Source organism: Aeromonas sp. A04, from assembly GCF_047780465.1.
Lineage (GTDB): Bacteria > Pseudomonadota > Gammaproteobacteria > Enterobacterales > Aeromonadaceae > Aeromonas > Aeromonas bestiarum.
In genome coordinates this window covers 417,120-432,262 of the sequence record NZ_JBLNHP010000003.1, presented here as the reverse complement: position 1 = coordinate 432,262, position 15,143 = coordinate 417,120, and the positions used below count along the sequence as shown (strand labels likewise).

The following is a 15,143-nucleotide window of genomic DNA, read 5'->3' as shown; positions in this document are numbered from 1 at the left end:
TCTAATCACAGCGCTGTTATCAAGATGTGAATTTGATCCTTTCTTTCCTGCCAGAGATCGGATATAAATTAATGTATATACATTTAGAGGTCGGTATGAACAAGGAACTGTTGAACTGCGAGCGGGTCTGGCTCAACGTGACACCCGCCACCCTGCGCCCCGATCTGGCCGACTACGGTCTGCTGGAGCCCCACGCCCTCGGCGTTCATGAAGGCAAGATCCACGCCCTGGTGCCCATGCAGGATCTCAAGGGCCCTTATCCGGCGCACTGGCAGGAGATGAAGGGCAAGCTGGTGACGCCCGGCCTCATCGACTGTCACACCCATCTGATCTTCGCCGGCAGCCGGGCCGAAGAGTTTGAACTGCGCCAGAAAGGGGTACCCTATGCCGAGATCGCCCGCAAGGGTGGCGGCATTCTCAGCACGGTAAGGGCCACCCGTGCCGCCAGCGAGGATCAGCTGTTTGAGCTGGCACTGCCGCGGCTCAAATCCCTGATCCGGGAAGGGGTCACCACTGTGGAGATCAAGTCCGGCTACGGCCTCACGCTGGATGACGAGCTCAAGATGCTGCGGGTTGCCCGCAGGCTTGGAGAGGCGCTGCCGATCCGGGTCAAGACCACCCTGCTGGCGGCCCATGCGGTGCCGCCCGAATATCGCGACGATCCCGACTCCTGGGTCGAGACCATCTGCCAGGAGATCATTCCGGCGGCCGCCGAGGCGGGCCTGGCGGATGCGGTGGACGTCTTCTGCGAGCACATCGGCTTCTCGCTGGCCCAGACCGAGCAGGTCTATCTGGCCGCGGATCAATACGGTCTGGCGGTGAAGGGCCACATGGAACAGCTCTCCAACCTGGGGGGCAGTGCGCTCGCCGCCAACTTTGGCGCCCTCTCTGTGGATCATCTGGAACATCTGGATCAGGAAGGGATCCAGGCGCTGGCCCACCGTGGCGTGGTCGCCACCCTGCTGCCCACCGCGTTTTATTTCCTGAAAGAGACCAGGCTGCCCCCGGTCGCCGCCCTGCGCAAGGCCCACGTGCCCATGGCGGTCTCCTCCGACATCAACCCGGGCACGGCCCCCATAGTGTCGCTGCGCATGGCCATGAACATGGCCTGTACCCTGTTCGGTCTGACCCCGGTCGAGGCCATGGTCGGGGTGACCCGCAACGCCGCCCGCGCGCTCGGCGAGCAGGAGCGTTTGGGGCAGTTGAGAGTGGGCATGCTGGCGGACTTCCTGGTCTGGAACTGCGGGCACCCGGCCGAGCTCAGTTACCTCATCGGCGTCGATCAGCTGGTGAGCCGTATCGTCAACGGCGAGGAGACGCTGCATGGATAAGTTCAGCCTGCCCCATATGTCGGTCTGGCAGGGGCGCCAGGATCCGGAAGATGGCGAGCTTGCCCTGCGCTGGCACGACAGGGTGCAGGCCTGGCCGCTGATCGGGGCAGCCGAACCCGGCGTCGCTCTGGTGGGCTTTGCCTGCGACGAGGGCGTGCGCCGCAACAAGGGGCGCACGGGGGCGGCCGGCGCACCGCTGGCGATCCGCAAGCTGCTGGCCAACAGTGCCTGGCATCTGACCTGTCCCGTCTTTGATAGCGGTGATCTGTGCTGCGACGACGGCGATCTCGATGCCGCCCATGGCCGGTTGGCCGAGCGGGTGGCTAGCCTGCTGGATGAGGGTCACTTCCCGCTGGTGCTGGGGGGCGGTCACGAGGTGGCGTTCGGTAGCTGGAGCGGCCTCAACCGCCATCTGGCCGGTCAGGGTCGGGTCGGCATCATCAACTTCGATGCCCACTTCGATCTGCGTCGCAAGGCGGAGCAGGCCAGCTCGGGCACCCCCTTCTTCCAGATCGCCGAGCAGTGCGCCGCCCAGGGCACAGGGTTTCATTACGCCTGCCTCGGGGTGGCCGAGACAGCCAATACCCAGGCGCTGTTTGCCCGCGCCGATGAACTGGGGGTCTGGTATGCGCTGGACGAGGCCATGACCCAGGCCACACTGCCCGAGCTTTTGAACGGACTGGATGCCTTTATCGCCCGTTGTGATCACCTTTATCTGACGATCGATCTCGACGTGCTGCCCGGCGCCGTCATGCCGGGGGTGAGCGCCCCCGCCGCCCGCGGTGTCGAGCTGGCGGTCATCGAACCCCTGATTGCCCATATCCGGGCCAGCGGCAAGCTGCGGCTCGCCGATCTGGCCGAGTACAACCCGAACCTGGATCAGGATAACCGCAGCGCCCGCGTGGCCGCCCGGCTGGTCCATCAGTTAACCAAGTAGCGCTCTGCCGAGGGCAGGTCGCCATGCTGCTGCATTGATAAAACAAGGAGTGTGTATGTCTGAGCAACACCTGGATCCCCGTCAGGATCCGAGCCGGGTCATCCGTGCCCCCCGTGGTACCGCGCTGACCGCGAAAAGCTGGCTCACAGAGGCGCCGCTGCGGATGCTGATGAACAACCTGGATCCGGAAGTGGCCGAGCATCCCCAATCCCTGGTGGTGTATGGCGGCATTGGCCGCGCCGCCCGCAACTGGGCCTGCTACGACAAGATAGTCGAGGTGCTGACCCGGCTCGAGGAAGACGAGACCCTGCTGGTGCAATCCGGCAAGCCGGTCGGGGTGTTCCAGACCCACAAGGATGCGCCTCGGGTACTGATCGCCAACTCCAACCTGGTGCCGCACTGGGCCAACTGGGAACACTTCAACGAGCTGGATAAGAAAGGCCTCATGATGTACGGCCAGATGACGGCCGGCTCCTGGATCTACATAGGCACCCAGGGAATAGTGCAGGGCACTTATGAAACCTTCTTCGCGGTGGCCAACCAGCACTTCGACGGCGAGCCTGCGGGTCGCTGGATCCTGACCGGCGGTCTGGGTGGCATGGGCGGCGCCCAGCCGCTGGCCGCCACCATGGCCGGCTTCTCCATGATCGCCGTCGAGTGCGACGAGACCCGCATCGATTTCCGTCTCAAGACCCGCTACGTCGACAAGAAGGCCCACAGTCTGGATGAGGCGCTGGCCATGGTCGAGGAAGCCAAACGCAGCGGCACCGCCGTTTCCGTCGGCCTGCTCGGCAACGCTGCCGATGTCTTTGCCGAACTGGTGGCCCGCGGCATCACGCCGGACGTGGTGACCGACCAGACCTCGGCCCACGACCCCATCCACGGTTACCTGCCCCAGGGCTGGAGCGTGGCCCAGTGGCGCGCGCTGCAAAAATCCGCGCCCCAGGAGGTGAACCAGGCCGCTCGCCACTCCATGGCCCGTCAGGTGGAAGCCATGCTGACCCTGCAATCCCGCGGCGCTGCCACGCTGGATTATGGCAACAACATCCGCCAGATGGCGCTGGAGGAGGGGGTCAAGAATGCGTTCGACTTCCCCGGTTTCGTGCCCGCCTATATCCGCCCGCTGTTCTGCGAGGGGATTGGCCCCTTCCGCTGGGTGGCGCTGTCCGGCGATCCGGAAGACATCTACAAGACGGATCAGAAGGTCAAGGAGTTGATCCCGGACGATCCCCACCTGCACAACTGGCTCGACATGGCCCGCGAGCGCATCGCCTTCCAGGGCCTGCCGGCGCGGATCTGCTGGGTCGGGGTCAAGGATCGGGTACGCCTGGGCCTGGCTTTCAACGAGATGGTGAAAAATGGCGAGCTGAAGGCGCCCGTGGTCATAGGTCGCGATCACCTGGACTCCGGCTCTGTGGCCAGCCCGAACCGCGAGACAGAGTCGATGATGGATGGCTCCGATGCCGTCTCCGACTGGCCGCTGCTCAACGCCCTGCTCAACACCGCCGGCGGCGCGACCTGGGTGTCGCTGCACCACGGTGGCGGTGTGGGCATGGGCTTCTCCCAGCACTCGGGTGTGGTGATCGTCTGTGACGGCTCCGATGACGCCGCCAGACGCGTCGGTCGGGTGCTGCGCAACGACCCGGCCACCGGTGTGATGCGTCACGCCGACGCAGGCTACGAGATTGCCATCAACTGCGCCCATGAGGCGAAACTGGATCTGCCGATGCTGACCGCAACGGGCAAAGGGGTTAAATAAGATGTTTGAACTCAATCTGTTACCGGGCAAGCTCTGCCTCAATACCCTGCGCCGCGTCAGCCGCGAGCCGGTTCATATCAGCCTGGATCCGGCCGCGCTGCCGGGGATCCACGCCTCCGCTGCCGTGGTCACCAAGGTGATCGAGCAGAATCGCGTGGTGTACGGCATCAACACCGGCTTTGGCCTGCTGGCCAACACCCGCATCCCGGTGGAGCAGCTGGACGAATTGCAGCGTTCCATCGTGCTCTCCCACGCGGCCGGCATCGGCACCTACATGGATGACGCCACAGTGCGGCTGATGATGGTGCTCAAGGTCAACTCGCTGGCGCGGGGCTTCTCCGGCATCCGCTTGACTGTGCTTGAGGCGCTGATGACCCTCATCAACGCCGAAGTCTATCCTGTGGTGCCGAAAAAGGGCTCCGTCGGCGCCTCCGGCGATCTGGCGCCGCTGGCCCATATGAGCTGTTTATTGATTGGTGAAGGCAAGGCCCGCCACAAGGGCGAGCTGATGGACGCCGCCACTGCGCTGAAGATCGCGGGTCTCGAACCCATCTCTCTGGCACCGAAGGAGGGACTGGCCCTGCTCAACGGCACCCAGGCCAGCACGGCGTTTGCGCTGGAAGGCCTGTTCCACGCCGAGGACCTGTTCGCCGGCGCCATCACCATAGGTGCCATGAGCGTGGAGGCGGCGCTGGGCAGTCGTCGTCCGTTCGATGCCCGCATCCATGAGGTGCGCGGTCAGCTCGGCCAGATCGATGCCGCCGCCTGCTATCGCCAGCTGCTGGTGGACGGCAGCGAGATCGGCATGTCCCACCACAATTGCGAGAAGGTGCAGGATCCCTACTCCCTGCGCTGCCAGCCGCAGGTGATGGGGGCCTGCCTGACCCAGATCCGTCAGTCTGCCGAGGTATTGGTGTGCGAGGCCAATGCTGTCTCCGACAACCCGCTAGTGTTTGCCGAGGATGAGGAGATCCTCTCCGGCGGCAACTTCCACGCCGAGCCGGTGGCCTTCGCCGCCGACAACCTGGCACTGGCCATCGCCGAAATCGGGTCGCTGTCCGAGCGTCGCATGGCGCTGCTGATCGATTCGCGCATGTCGGGTCTGCCCGCCTTCCTGGTCAACAACGGTGGGGTGAACTCCGGTTTCATGATCGCCCAGGTCACCTCGGCGGCGCTCGCCTCCGAGAACAAGAGCCTGGCCCACCCGGCCTCGGTGGACAGCCTGCCCACCTCCGCCAACCAGGAGGATCACGTCTCCATGGCCACCTTCGCCGCTCGCCGGCTGGCGGACATGGCGGAGAACACCCGTGGCATACTGGCGGTCGAATTGCTGGCGGCGGCGCAGGGGCTGGATTTCCGTGCTCCCCTGCGCACCACTGAGCTGCTTGAGCTGGCCAAGGGTCGGCTGCGCAGCAAGGTCAGCTTCTACGACAAGGACAGGTACTTCTCGCCGGACATCGAAGCGGCTGCCGAGCTGCTGGCTCAGGCGAGCTACAACGACCTGATCCCGGCCGGTGTGCTGCCCAGTCTCTAAGCCCCATTCGCTCCATAGCAAAAGACCGCCCTCAGGGGCGGTCTTTTCGTTGCTGCGGTAGCGTGATCCGTTATTCGTGCTCGAACATCAGGAACAGGTAGACCACGAACAGCACCAGGTGGGTAGCACCGTGCAGCACATTGGTGCGGCCGCTGCTGAAGGTCACCTTGCAGACCATGAGGGTGGTGACGAGCAGCACCATGTCGGCGGCGGAGAGGCCGAGGCGCACCTCCTGGCCCAGCATGGCACCGATGAACAGCACGGCGGGCACTGTCAGGGCTATGGTGGCCAGCACAGAGCCGAAGTAGAGGTTCATGGCGCGCTGCAACTGGTTGTTGAAGGCTGCCTTGATGGCGCCCACGGCTTCCGGTGCGAGCACGATACAGGCCACGATGAAGCCACCCAGCGCAGGCGGCGCAGCCATCACCTTGACCCCGTAGTTGATGGGGATCGCCAATGTCTTGGCCAGCAGGATCACCACCACCAGATAGGCGAGCAGCAACAGGGTGTGGTAGAGGTTGCTCTGCAGCGGGCCGTGGTGCTCTTCGTAATCCTCGTGGTCGCTGTCGACGAAAAAGTGGCTGTGGCTGCGGGTCTGGATCAGCAGGAAGATACCGTAGAGCAGGATGGAGATGATGATCAGCATCCAGGACATGGGGCTCGACATGCTGCCAATGGTGCCGCCCCGGGTGAAGTTGGGCAGCACCAGACAGAGCAGGGCCAGCGGTATGATGGCGACCAGATAGGATTTGACCCCATCCAGATTGAAGCTCTGGGTGTGGTAGCGCCAGCCGCCGAACAGCAGGGTGAAGCCCACCAGGCCGTTGGTGACCAGCATCACCACGGCGAACATGGTGTCACGGGCCATCACGGGATTGGGGTCGCCGGTCAGCATGACGGAGGAGATCATCACCACTTCCAGCGAGATGACGGAGAGCGTCAGGATAAGGGTGCCGAAGGGTTCACCCAGCTTGATGGCGAGGGCGTCCGAGTGGCGTACCACAGAGAAGATGGCCCAGGTGACGATGGCAAGCAGCGCCGCCGAGACAGGAAGATAAATCGCAAGCGGAGTGGCCTCTGTCAGCAGGTCGCTGCCCAGCGTCTTGAAAAACAGCAGGGTCAGCAGGCCAATGGACAGGGCAATCTCTTGCCGGATAAATGACTTCATAGGCAATGGTTCTCATCTCGGGGCGGCCGGGGCCGACGGGGTATGGAGGCAAAACGGCGCCGCTACGGGTGTGGCGGGCCTGCTAATGATAAAGGGAGTTGTATCGCCTGGGGAAAATCATTTTGTTGCAGGATGTAATCTGCCGCAGCTGCCCCGTCGGGTCGGGATATAGATAGGTATCTGCCCGCTTACTGCGTAGCATGGGGGCATGCCGGTCGAATTCATGCTTCCGTGGATCTGGCGGCATCCTGACCAGGGACTCCCATGTCTGTTGTGCGTCTGCGTTATCACACCATAGAGTTTGGCGAACTCGACATCCACCTGCGCACGTTGCGCGACAACCAGCAGTTCTCCGATGACAAGGGAGAGGCTGAGGCGCTCGGCATCTCCTCGGCGTTCTGGCCGCTGTTTGGCATCGTCTGGGACTCCGGCAATGTGCTGGCCCATCTGATGGTGGAGCACGAGGTGGCGGATCTGCGGATCCTGGAGGTGGGGTGCGGCATAGCCCTGGCGAGTCTGGTGCTCAACCACAGGCTGGCGGATATCACGGCCACCGATTATCACCCGGAGGCGGGGGCCTTTCTGGCGGCCAACGTGCTGCTCAACAAGGGGGCGCTCATCCCCTTCATCCGTACCGGTTGGGAAGATGCCGTCACCGAGCTGGGCCGCTTCGATCTCATCATAGGCAGCGATCTGCTCTATGAGCGCGGCCAGGTCGAGACCCTGGCCGGTTTTATCGAGCAGCACGCCAAGTCGCACTGCGAGGTGATCCTGGTGGATCCGGGGCGTGGCCAGCAGGGCCGCTTCAGCAAGCTGATGATGAGCCTGGGCTATGCGCACAGCCAGCACAAGCCGCTGGACGTGAGCTATCTGAGCCAGCCCTTTCGCGGTCAGATACTGCAATACCGGCGTTGACCTTTTTCACCGGCGTCAGCCTGCTCCGGCATGGTTTTGTCGCCATGCCAACAGCCAGATCTGCAGCCGGGCCAGGGCCATGGGCCTGGCGTACACATAGCCCTGGATCAGATGCACGCCGTGCTGGTGCAGATACTCGACCTGTTCCCCGGTTTCGACCCCCTCGGCGATCATCTCCATGCCGGATTCGTGACCGAAGGCGATGATGGAGTCCAGCAGTGTCCGCTTGAGGTCGTCCGTGCCTATGGTGTCGACGAACATCTTGTCGATCTTGATCTGGCGGATGCCGAGTCGCTGCAGGTAGGCGAAGCCGCCATAGCCGGTGCCGAAATCATCCAGCTTGAAGTGATAGCCCAGCTGCTGCAGCGCCGTGATCTCGCCGATCGCCGCCTTGATATCTGTGATCGGCTTGCGTTCGGTCAGCTCGAAGGTGAGCCGGGTCGGTGAGGGCCAGCCGTGCCGCTGCAACAGGGTGCGCAGATTGGGTTGCTCCAGGTGGGTGGCCACTATGTTGACGCTGACCCACTGCGCCGGCGCCAGCCGGGGAAGATCCGTCATGATCCGCTCCAGCAGTTGCTCCGTCATCGGCAGGATCAGCCCCTGCTCCTCCGCGTAGTCGATGAAGGCGCCGGGCGGCACCAGCTCGCGCCCCCGCTGCCAGCGCAGCAGCGCCTCGAAGCCAACCACCTGCTGGCTGCGGTTATCCACTATGGGTTGATAGAAGGGGACAAACTCCCGCCGGGCCAGCCCGGCTTGCAGCAACCCCTTGAGAGAGCGCCGATAGTTGCGCAGCCCCCAGTAGGCGGCAACCAGCAGGGCTCCCAGTGCGCCGCCATACCAGAGCCCATGGTGCCGTGCCTGCTGCCGGGCATAGCGCTCCAGCGCCTTGCCCGCCCATAGCGTCTGCCTGATCTGTTCATCGGAATCGCGGAAGCTCAGACCTATGCTCTGGCTGCCGACCTCCTGCTTGATGCTGCTGTCGCCGCGGGGAAAGGTCTGGCTCGATGTCCCCGGTTGCTGGTCGAGTTCCAGATAGAAACAGTCGGTGCAAGGATATTGCAGCAGAGAATGGCTCCAGCTGTTGCTTAGCACCCAGTAGACGATGTTGCCGCCGGTGCGGTAGTAGGCGACCAGCTCCTGCTCTGTGTGGAAGCGGGACTGGGTGGCGGCGATCCCGAACGGCTTCTGGTTGGCGTAGGGGGGCAGCTCGATCGGGGTGAAGGGCAGGTCAACCCCCAGACTGGAACAGCCACCGCCGCTAGCGAGCAGGATCCCCTGAATGCGGATATGGCCGTTGTAGAAGCGGGGATCCCGCAGCAGCGCCATGTCCTGCTCGCCGCAATCGAACCGAAACTGGGTCAGCTGGCTACGGATGTTGTTGTCCAGCAGCCGGTGGCGTTCCGCCAGCGCGGTCTCGATCTCTTCTTTCTTCTCCTGCAACAGCTGGTGGGCCAACGGGCCGCCGAGCAGCTGACTGAGAGGCAGGCTGGCCAGCAGGGGCAGGCAGAACAGCAACAGGCTGAGCCAGAGGGGGGAGATGGGTCGCATGGTGCACCTGCCTGGTGTGCGGATGGGATGCATATGGGTGGCATCATCATAGTGCATTAGCTGAATCGATTTGAGCGGGGCCGATCACACTTGTGGCGCGAATTTATAATGTGCTGATAAATAATGGTTTTATAAAATGAGCTGTTGAAGATTCAATCGCTGACCTGTCATAAATGACAATTGTCCAGCTTATCTGAAGTGGCTAGAGTAGCGGTGCGGTTTGACTCACCGTGTGTTCAATACTCCTGTATCTGTTTTTTTGTCAGTAGCACAGAGTGTTAGTTTTGATATGAGTGTTTCTTTTGGTCCCCTTAGTGGGACCATTTTTCTGTCTGAAATTCCCTGATCCCGTTGCCCATCTCCCGTTTCCTGCCCCTGTGGCCATTTTTCATGGCCGGCTTGCCGTCAGGCTTGGTGTTCAGGTGCCCATTTGGTTATGCTCGCCCGCTTAATTCCAGAAGCGGGATCTTCGTCCATAGGCGCGCTTCGGCGTTGGCTGATACGATGAGGCCACATGGATGTTGTCGGGCATACGGAAAGGCACATGAAACTGACTACTCAGCTTGTCTCGTTTATTACCCTGTGCGTGATCGCCGCCATGGCCATGGTGCTGCTCGGCGGGGTATTCAGCTTTCGCGAGCTGGGCATGGAGCTGCAGCAGAAGAAGGTCAACTCCCTGGTCGAGATCATCGACAAGCAGCTGGAGGTGGCCGACGACCATCAGGATCTCACCCGCTGGCTGCCGACCCTGCTGCGTTCGGCCCATGTGGTGGAGCTGGAGATCCGTCAGGGCAAGCAGCGGGTCTACTGGTTTCGCGACGTGCAGCAGCAGACCGACGAGAGCCTGCTGATCCCCTATAGCCAGCCCATCTCCCATCAGGCCGGCATGCAGGCCGACTTCAAACTGGAGCGGCCGTTCAAGGAGTTTGAATACTCCATGCGGGCCATGTCCGGCATCTCCCTCGGCGTCTTCATAGTCATCTTCGGACTCTGGTACTCCATTCGCTGGCTGCGCCTGCAACTGCGGGGCGCCGAGCTGCTGGCCGAGCGCGCCCAGCTGATCCTCGACAACAAGCTCACCAAGCTGGCCCACGATCCGGCCGATGAGTGGCCCGTCTCCGCCAGCCAGGCCCTCGACTATCTGCTGGCCGAGCTGGCGGATGCCCGCAAGGAGCGCAGCCGTTTCGACAACTTCATCCGCAGCAATGCCTTCGTCGACAAGATGACCGGCATAGGCAACCGTCTGTTCTTCGACAACCGGCTGGAGAGCGCCATCATGGAGGCGAGCGTGATGAGCGGCGGCGTGCTGCTGATCGAGCTGGCCGGGCTGGAGGATCTGGATCCCGAGCTGAGCGGGCGCCAGAGCCAGGATCTGCTGATGGAGGCGAGCGCCTCCATCACCGCCTTCGTGCGCAAGCACAACGGTGCCCTGCAGGCCCGCTACGCCGGCCAGGTGTTCGCCGTGCTGCTGCCCAACATGTCCGAAAGCGAGATGGTGGATGGCGCCGGCCAGCTGCACAAGAGCCTGCAGCGGCTGCACTGGCCCGAGGCGGTCAACGTCGAGACCGCCGTCTACCTCGGCGCCGTCTGTTATCAGGCGCAGGATTCCCTGCTCAAGGTGCAGGAAGAGGCCGAGCTGGCGCTCAAGAGTGCACGGCTGCAGGGACACACCGGCTGGTTCCTCTACGAGAAGCAGCTGGATGAGGAGCAGAGCAGCAAGGGCACGGTACGCTGGCGCACCCTGATCGGCCGCCGCATCGAGGAGCACGGCATCGACTTCTACGTCCAGCCGGTGCAGCAGGAGCGGGATCAGGTGGTGCTGCAGCAGGACTTGTTGATCCGCATTCACGACGAGCAGGGGCGGGAGTTGCAGGCCGGTGTCTTCATGCCGATGGCCGAGAAGGCGGGGCTGCTGTTGCCGCTGGATCGGCTGGTGGCGGAGCAGACGTTGCGGCTGCTGCGTCAGCGCTCAGAGCAGAGCTGCCCCATCAGCCTGACCCTCTGCGCCCAGAGTCTGCTGCACCGCGAGTTCCAGCGCTGGCTCTTCTTCGATCTGTTCCAGCTGCCCCGCAGCACCAACGAGCGGCTGGTCCTGCAACTGTCGGAGGCCCAGGTGACCCGCCACTACGAGGCACTCAAGCGGCCGCTGCGGGCGCTGCGCATGCTGGGTTGCCAGCTGGCCATCGATCATGCCGGTCAGGATGTGGTGAGCACTCAATATATCAAGGAGTTCGAGATCAACTTCCTCAAGCTCCACCCCAGTCTGGTGCGGGAGATCCACACCCGTCAGGTCAACCAGATGGCGGTACGCAGCCTGGTGGGAGGCTGTGCCAACACCCGCACCCGGGTCATAGCCGTGGGGGTGGAGAGCGGCGACGAGTGGAAGATGCTGCGCCACCTCGGCGTCCATGCCGGGCAGGGGCCCTGGTTCGCCGAGCCGGAGCGGCTGGTGATGGAGCCGGCCGGCACCTGATCCTGTGACCGCAGGGCCGCCTTCAGATCCGGCCCTGTTCTTGCAAACCCGCGAGTCCCTGCATGCCACCGGTATGGATGAAGACTATCTTGCTGCCGCGGGGGATGCGCCCGGCGGCCAGTTCGCGAAACAGGCCCCACATGGCCTTGCCGCTGTAGATGGGCTCCAGCGGCAGGCCTGTCTGCGCACTGAAGGCTTGCACCCACTGCCAGAGCGCCGGGCTGAATTTGGCATAGCCGCCATCATGGTGCTCCAGCGCTATCTGCCAGCCGGGAGTGGTGGCCGCGGCCGGGTGAAGGCGGCACACCTCGTCGGCGATGAAGCTTGCGCCTTTCAATACCGCGATGGCGAGGATCCGCTCCTGCTCCCGCTTGCCGGCGATGAGGCCCGCCAGGGTGCCGCCGCTGGCGCAGGGCAGCACCCAGAGATCCGGCGAGAAGGGCACCTCGTCGACCAGCTCGGCCACCCCGGGGAGGGCGAGCGGGCTGCTGCCCCCTTCCGGCACTATCAGGGTATCGGGTGCCGCGAACTGGGCCAGCCACTCCGGATCCTGCCGCCGCCGGTAATTCTGGCGGTCGACAAAAATGAGATCCATGCCCCAGCCTTTTGCCGCGCTCAGGGTGGAATTGCTGGCAGCCTCCGGCTCACCGCGTATGATGCCGATAGTGTTAAGGCCGGATTGGCACCCTGCCGCCGCCAGTGCATGTATGTGGTTGGAGTAGGCACCACCAAAGGAGATCAGGTGCTTTATGCCCTGCGCCCGGGCGTGTTGCAGCTGGTACTTGAGCTTGCGCCACTTGTTGCCCGAGATGGTCGGGTGGATCAGGTCATCCCGCTTGCACCAGAGCGTGACGCCATGCGCTGTCAGCAGAGGGTGCGAGATGGCCTGGAGCGGCGAGGGAAGCCGGGTCGGCTGCAGGGCAAGCACCTGCGAGCGGGTCGAGTTGGGTTGCAATGAGTGATCCATCATTTATCTGGAGGCTAATACCCTGTTTATGCTAAGGTTTAATCCGTTTTATGCAGCCAGGTGCGGGTTTCAATGAAACAACTTTTCAGACGTTCGACCCCGAGCCGTCAGGTAGGGATCCTGCTGGCCAGCGATCGTATCATGCTGGCCTCGCTGGGGCCCCAGCCAGTGTTCGCTACCCGCGCCATCAATGGCCCGCAGGAGTGGTCGCTTGCCATGAGCGAGCTGTTCAGCCGCCATGGCCTCGCCAAGTCTAAGGTGCGGGTCGCCCTCGCCGCCAGCCTTTATCAGCAAGTCCAGATCGACAAGCCCGCCGTGCCCGAGGCCGAAATGGCCGGCGCCCTGCCCTGGGCGGTCAAGGATTACGTCAATGAACCCGTGTTGCAGCTCGCCATGGACTACGTGGATTTGCCCACGCCGCCTGCCGGCCGGCCGCGCATCAGCGTGATCTGCGTGCCCAAGGCGCGGGTGCAGCAGCTGGCGGATGCAGTCAACGGCATTGCCAGCCTGGATGCCATCGTCAGCGACGAGCTGGCCATGACGGCGCTCTATGAGGCCGACAACACGGTGCGCATGCTGCTGTGGCAGCCCAGGGGGCAGGATCTGCAGTTGCTGGTATTCCATCAGGGCGGCCTCTGCTTCTCCCGCCAGCTGCGCGGCTTCACCGCCCTCACCGGCGAGCATGAGCCGGACAGCATGCTGCTCGACTCCCTGGCGCTGGAGATCCAGCGCTCTCTCGATTACCTGGTCGGCCAGCTCAAGCTGCCGGAGCTGGGTCAGATGCAGCTCGCCATCGCCTCCTCCTTCATCGGCACCCTGGTGCGGCACATGGAGCAGACCTTCGGCTTCGCCGTCTCCGCCATGGCCAACAAGGCGATCCTCTCTGGCGTTGAATATCTCTCGGCCTATGCCGCCGCTCTCGGGGAGGATGCCTGATGAAACGTCAGATCAACCTCTATGGCGCCGAATTTCGTCCCAGACGCCAGTGGGCCAGCCTCAACCAGATGGCGCTGGTGTGGGGTGGCTGCGTGGCATTGCTGCTCTGCATGGCCGCCTTCTACGGCTGGCAGCAGCAAGGGGTCGGCCGTGAGCTGGCGCAGGTGCGCGCTGCGCTGGAGGTCAAGCGGGGCGAGGCCCAGCGGCTGGATGCCGAGCTGACCCGCCACCAGGCCAATACCCTGCTGCAACAGCAGCTTGCTACCCGGCAGGAGGAGCTGACCGCCAAGCAGGGGCTGATGCGCCAGCTGGGCAGTTTGGCGTTGCAAAAATCCCAGGGCTATGCCGGCCTGATGGCCGATCTCTCCCGCATTCGGGACAGGCAGCTCTCCTTGCAGCGGATCGAGATCGCCGAGGGGCGGATCAATCTGTCCGGCTTTGCCGGCCGCAGCCAGGATGTGCCCGCTTGGGTAAACCGTTTCAAGCAGACCCCGTCGCTGGCGGGCAAGCAGTTTGGTGAATTGACCCTGAGCCGCGACAAGGAGGGCCGGCTGGCCTTCCAGCTCAGCGGCATCGAGCGGGAGAAGCCCTGATGAGCCTGAAAGCACAATGGCAGGCATGGGCGGACAAGATTGCCGCCCTCAGCCAGCGCGAGCGGGTATTGATCCTGTTGACCGGTCTGGTGCTGGTCTGTGCCGGCGCCATCTATGGCTGGCTGGATGGCGCCGTCCTGCGGCTGGAGCAGGACAGGGTGGCCTTGACCACGGCCCAGCGGGATCTGGAGATCATGGATCTCGAGAACCTGGGCAAGCAGGCCAGGCTGGCGCGGGATCCCGATCAGAACGTGCGCGAGCAGCTGGTGCGGGTCGAGGGGGATATCGGCAAGCTGGATGCCGAGCTCAAGGCCCAGACGGTGGATCTGATCCAGGCCCACGAGATGCCGGCCGTGCTGGAGGCCCTGTTGTCGCGCTCCGCCAATCTGCACATGTTGGCGCTGACCTCCCTCGCCCCTCAGCCGCTGATGGCGGGGGATCAGCGCATCAACCTGTTCAAGCACGGTATTCGCCTCAAGCTGGAGGGCGGCTACTTCGATGTCTATCAGTACCTGAAGGCGCTGGAGGCGCTGCCCCGCCACTTCTACTGGAAGCAGTTTGACTACCAGGTGCAGGAGCATCCCAAGGCCGTGGTGGAGATGGAAATCTACACCCTGAGCACCAGCAAGGAGTTTATTCGTGGTTAGATGGCTGACGCTATTGTGTTGTCTGCTGGGTCCGGTAGCCCAAGCCGAGGTGCTGCAGGATCCCACGGAACCGCTGGACGGGATGAACAGTCAGGCGGGAGCCACCGCCAGCCAGAGCGCAGGTTTGCCAACATTGCAGAGCGTGATGCTGGGCAATGGCCCGGCACTGGCGGTGCTCAACGGGAAAAGTTACCGGGTGGGCCAGCAGGTCGAGGGATATCGACTGGTGTCCATCAGTGCAGATGCCGTGGTGCTGGAGAAGGGGGGCAAGCGCCAGTCGCTGACCCTGTTCGCCAGCAAGATCCGCATCTGAACGCGCCCCGCCCGGGATGGGT

Annotated in this window: 13 protein-coding genes; 10 read left to right on the top strand and 3 right to left on the bottom strand. The window is 63.5% G+C overall.

Annotated elements, in window-relative coordinates:
* The first annotated feature begins 95 nt into the window (after positions 1 to 95).
* Genes hutI through hutH form a run of 4 tightly spaced genes read left to right on the top strand, consistent with a single transcriptional unit; the run spans position 96 to position 5,561 of the window.
* A complete protein-coding gene (hutI, locus tag ACM3N8_RS13265; RefSeq protein ID WP_241280099.1) occupies positions 96 to 1,331 on the top strand; it encodes an imidazolonepropionase in 1,236 nt (411 codons plus the stop codon).
* Positions 1,324 to 2,268, top strand: a complete 945-nt coding sequence (gene hutG / locus ACM3N8_RS13260; RefSeq protein ID WP_241325966.1) for a formimidoylglutamase — start codon at positions 1,324 to 1,326, stop codon at positions 2,266 to 2,268. Before hutI ends, hutG begins: the two co-directional genes overlap by 8 nt.
* A gap of 55 nt (positions 2,269 to 2,323) precedes the next feature.
* On the top strand, positions 2,324 to 4,027 hold the full coding sequence (gene hutU / locus ACM3N8_RS13255; RefSeq protein WP_241325967.1) for a urocanate hydratase: 1,704 nt from the start codon (positions 2,324 to 2,326) through the stop codon (positions 4,025 to 4,027).
* A 1-nt stretch (position 4,028) separates the two neighbouring features.
* A complete protein-coding gene (hutH, locus tag ACM3N8_RS13250) occupies positions 4,029 to 5,561 on the top strand; it encodes a histidine ammonia-lyase (protein ID WP_098980989.1) in 1,533 nt (510 codons plus the stop codon).
* Positions 5,562 to 5,631: 70 nt separating this feature from the next.
* Here the strand turns inward: hutH and ACM3N8_RS13245 are convergent, their stop codons facing one another.
* Positions 5,632 to 6,729: a calcium:proton antiporter gene (locus ACM3N8_RS13245; RefSeq protein ID WP_043139740.1), complete on the bottom strand. Its 1,098-nt coding sequence runs from the start codon at positions 6,727 to 6,729 to the stop codon at positions 5,632 to 5,634.
* Between the two features lie 264 nt (positions 6,730 to 6,993).
* Here ACM3N8_RS13245 and ACM3N8_RS13240 point away from each other — a divergent pair, with 264 nt between their 5' ends.
* Positions 6,994 to 7,644, top strand: coding sequence for a class I SAM-dependent methyltransferase (locus tag ACM3N8_RS13240; protein WP_043139737.1), 651 nt, complete (start codon positions 6,994 to 6,996; stop codon positions 7,642 to 7,644).
* A 15-nt stretch (positions 7,645 to 7,659) separates the two neighbouring features.
* Here the strand turns inward: ACM3N8_RS13240 and ACM3N8_RS13235 are convergent, their stop codons facing one another.
* Complete coding sequence (locus ACM3N8_RS13235) at positions 7,660 to 9,192, bottom strand: EAL domain-containing protein (RefSeq protein ID WP_290018938.1); 1,533 nt, start codon at positions 9,190 to 9,192, stop codon at positions 7,660 to 7,662.
* A 544-nt stretch (positions 9,193 to 9,736) separates the two neighbouring features.
* Here ACM3N8_RS13235 and ACM3N8_RS13230 point away from each other — a divergent pair.
* Positions 9,737 to 11,665, top strand: coding sequence for an EAL domain-containing protein (locus tag ACM3N8_RS13230; protein WP_290018937.1), 1,929 nt, complete (start codon positions 9,737 to 9,739; stop codon positions 11,663 to 11,665).
* A gap of 22 nt (positions 11,666 to 11,687) precedes the next feature.
* Here ACM3N8_RS13230 and ACM3N8_RS13225 read toward each other — a convergent pair whose 3' ends face one another.
* Positions 11,688 to 12,635, bottom strand: a complete 948-nt coding sequence (locus ACM3N8_RS13225; RefSeq protein ID WP_416016212.1) for a 1-aminocyclopropane-1-carboxylate deaminase/D-cysteine desulfhydrase — start codon at positions 12,633 to 12,635, stop codon at positions 11,688 to 11,690.
* 69 nt (positions 12,636 to 12,704) lie between these two features.
* On the opposite strand from ACM3N8_RS13225, the gene ACM3N8_RS13220 reads away from it, so the two are divergent.
* The 4 genes from ACM3N8_RS13220 to ACM3N8_RS13205 are packed head-to-tail and all read left to right on the top strand — an operon-like array spanning position 12,705 to position 15,121.
* Positions 12,705 to 13,568: an MSHA biogenesis protein MshI gene (locus ACM3N8_RS13220; RefSeq protein WP_043557033.1), complete on the top strand. Its 864-nt coding sequence runs from the start codon at positions 12,705 to 12,707 to the stop codon at positions 13,566 to 13,568.
* Entirely contained in the window at positions 13,568 to 14,161 is a 594-nt protein-coding gene (locus tag ACM3N8_RS13215; RefSeq protein WP_043139728.1) for a PilN domain-containing protein, read from the top strand. The genes ACM3N8_RS13220 and ACM3N8_RS13215 overlap by 1 nt, the downstream gene beginning before the upstream one ends.
* Positions 14,161 to 14,808: a type II secretion system protein M gene (locus ACM3N8_RS13210; RefSeq protein WP_241325972.1), complete on the top strand. Its 648-nt coding sequence runs from the start codon at positions 14,161 to 14,163 to the stop codon at positions 14,806 to 14,808. The genes ACM3N8_RS13215 and ACM3N8_RS13210 overlap by 1 nt, the downstream gene beginning before the upstream one ends.
* Positions 14,801 to 15,121, top strand: coding sequence for an MSHA biogenesis protein MshK (locus ACM3N8_RS13205; protein ID WP_241280114.1), 321 nt, complete (start codon positions 14,801 to 14,803; stop codon positions 15,119 to 15,121). Before ACM3N8_RS13210 ends, ACM3N8_RS13205 begins: the two co-directional genes overlap by 8 nt.
* The last annotated feature ends 22 nt before the right edge of the window (positions 15,122 to 15,143 follow it).

Bases quoted from the DNA above. Each gene is read 5' to 3' on its own strand.
- hutI (WP_241280099.1), top strand. From the start codon at position 96: ATGAACAAGGAACTGTTGAACTGCGAGCGGGTCTGGCTCAACGTGACA.
- hutG (WP_241325966.1), top strand. From the start codon at position 1,324: ATGGATAAGTTCAGCCTGCCCCATATGTCGGTCTGGCAGGGGCGCCAG.
- hutU (WP_241325967.1), top strand. From the start codon at position 2,324: ATGTCTGAGCAACACCTGGATCCCCGTCAGGATCCGAGCCGGGTCATC.
- hutH (WP_098980989.1), top strand. From the start codon at position 4,029: ATGTTTGAACTCAATCTGTTACCGGGCAAGCTCTGCCTCAATACCCTG.
- ACM3N8_RS13245 (WP_043139740.1), bottom strand. From the start codon at position 6,729: ATGAAGTCATTTATCCGGCAAGAGATTGCCCTGTCCATTGGCCTGCTG.
- ACM3N8_RS13240 (WP_043139737.1), top strand. From the start codon at position 6,994: ATGTCTGTTGTGCGTCTGCGTTATCACACCATAGAGTTTGGCGAACTC.
- ACM3N8_RS13235 (WP_290018938.1), bottom strand. From the start codon at position 9,192: ATGCGACCCATCTCCCCCCTCTGGCTCAGCCTGTTGCTGTTCTGCCTG.
- ACM3N8_RS13230 (WP_290018937.1), top strand. From the start codon at position 9,737: ATGAAACTGACTACTCAGCTTGTCTCGTTTATTACCCTGTGCGTGATC.
- ACM3N8_RS13225 (WP_416016212.1), bottom strand. From the start codon at position 12,635: ATGATGGATCACTCATTGCAACCCAACTCGACCCGCTCGCAGGTGCTT.
- ACM3N8_RS13220 (WP_043557033.1), top strand. From the start codon at position 12,705: ATGAAACAACTTTTCAGACGTTCGACCCCGAGCCGTCAGGTAGGGATC.
- ACM3N8_RS13215 (WP_043139728.1), top strand. From the start codon at position 13,568: ATGAAACGTCAGATCAACCTCTATGGCGCCGAATTTCGTCCCAGACGC.
- ACM3N8_RS13210 (WP_241325972.1), top strand. From the start codon at position 14,161: ATGAGCCTGAAAGCACAATGGCAGGCATGGGCGGACAAGATTGCCGCC.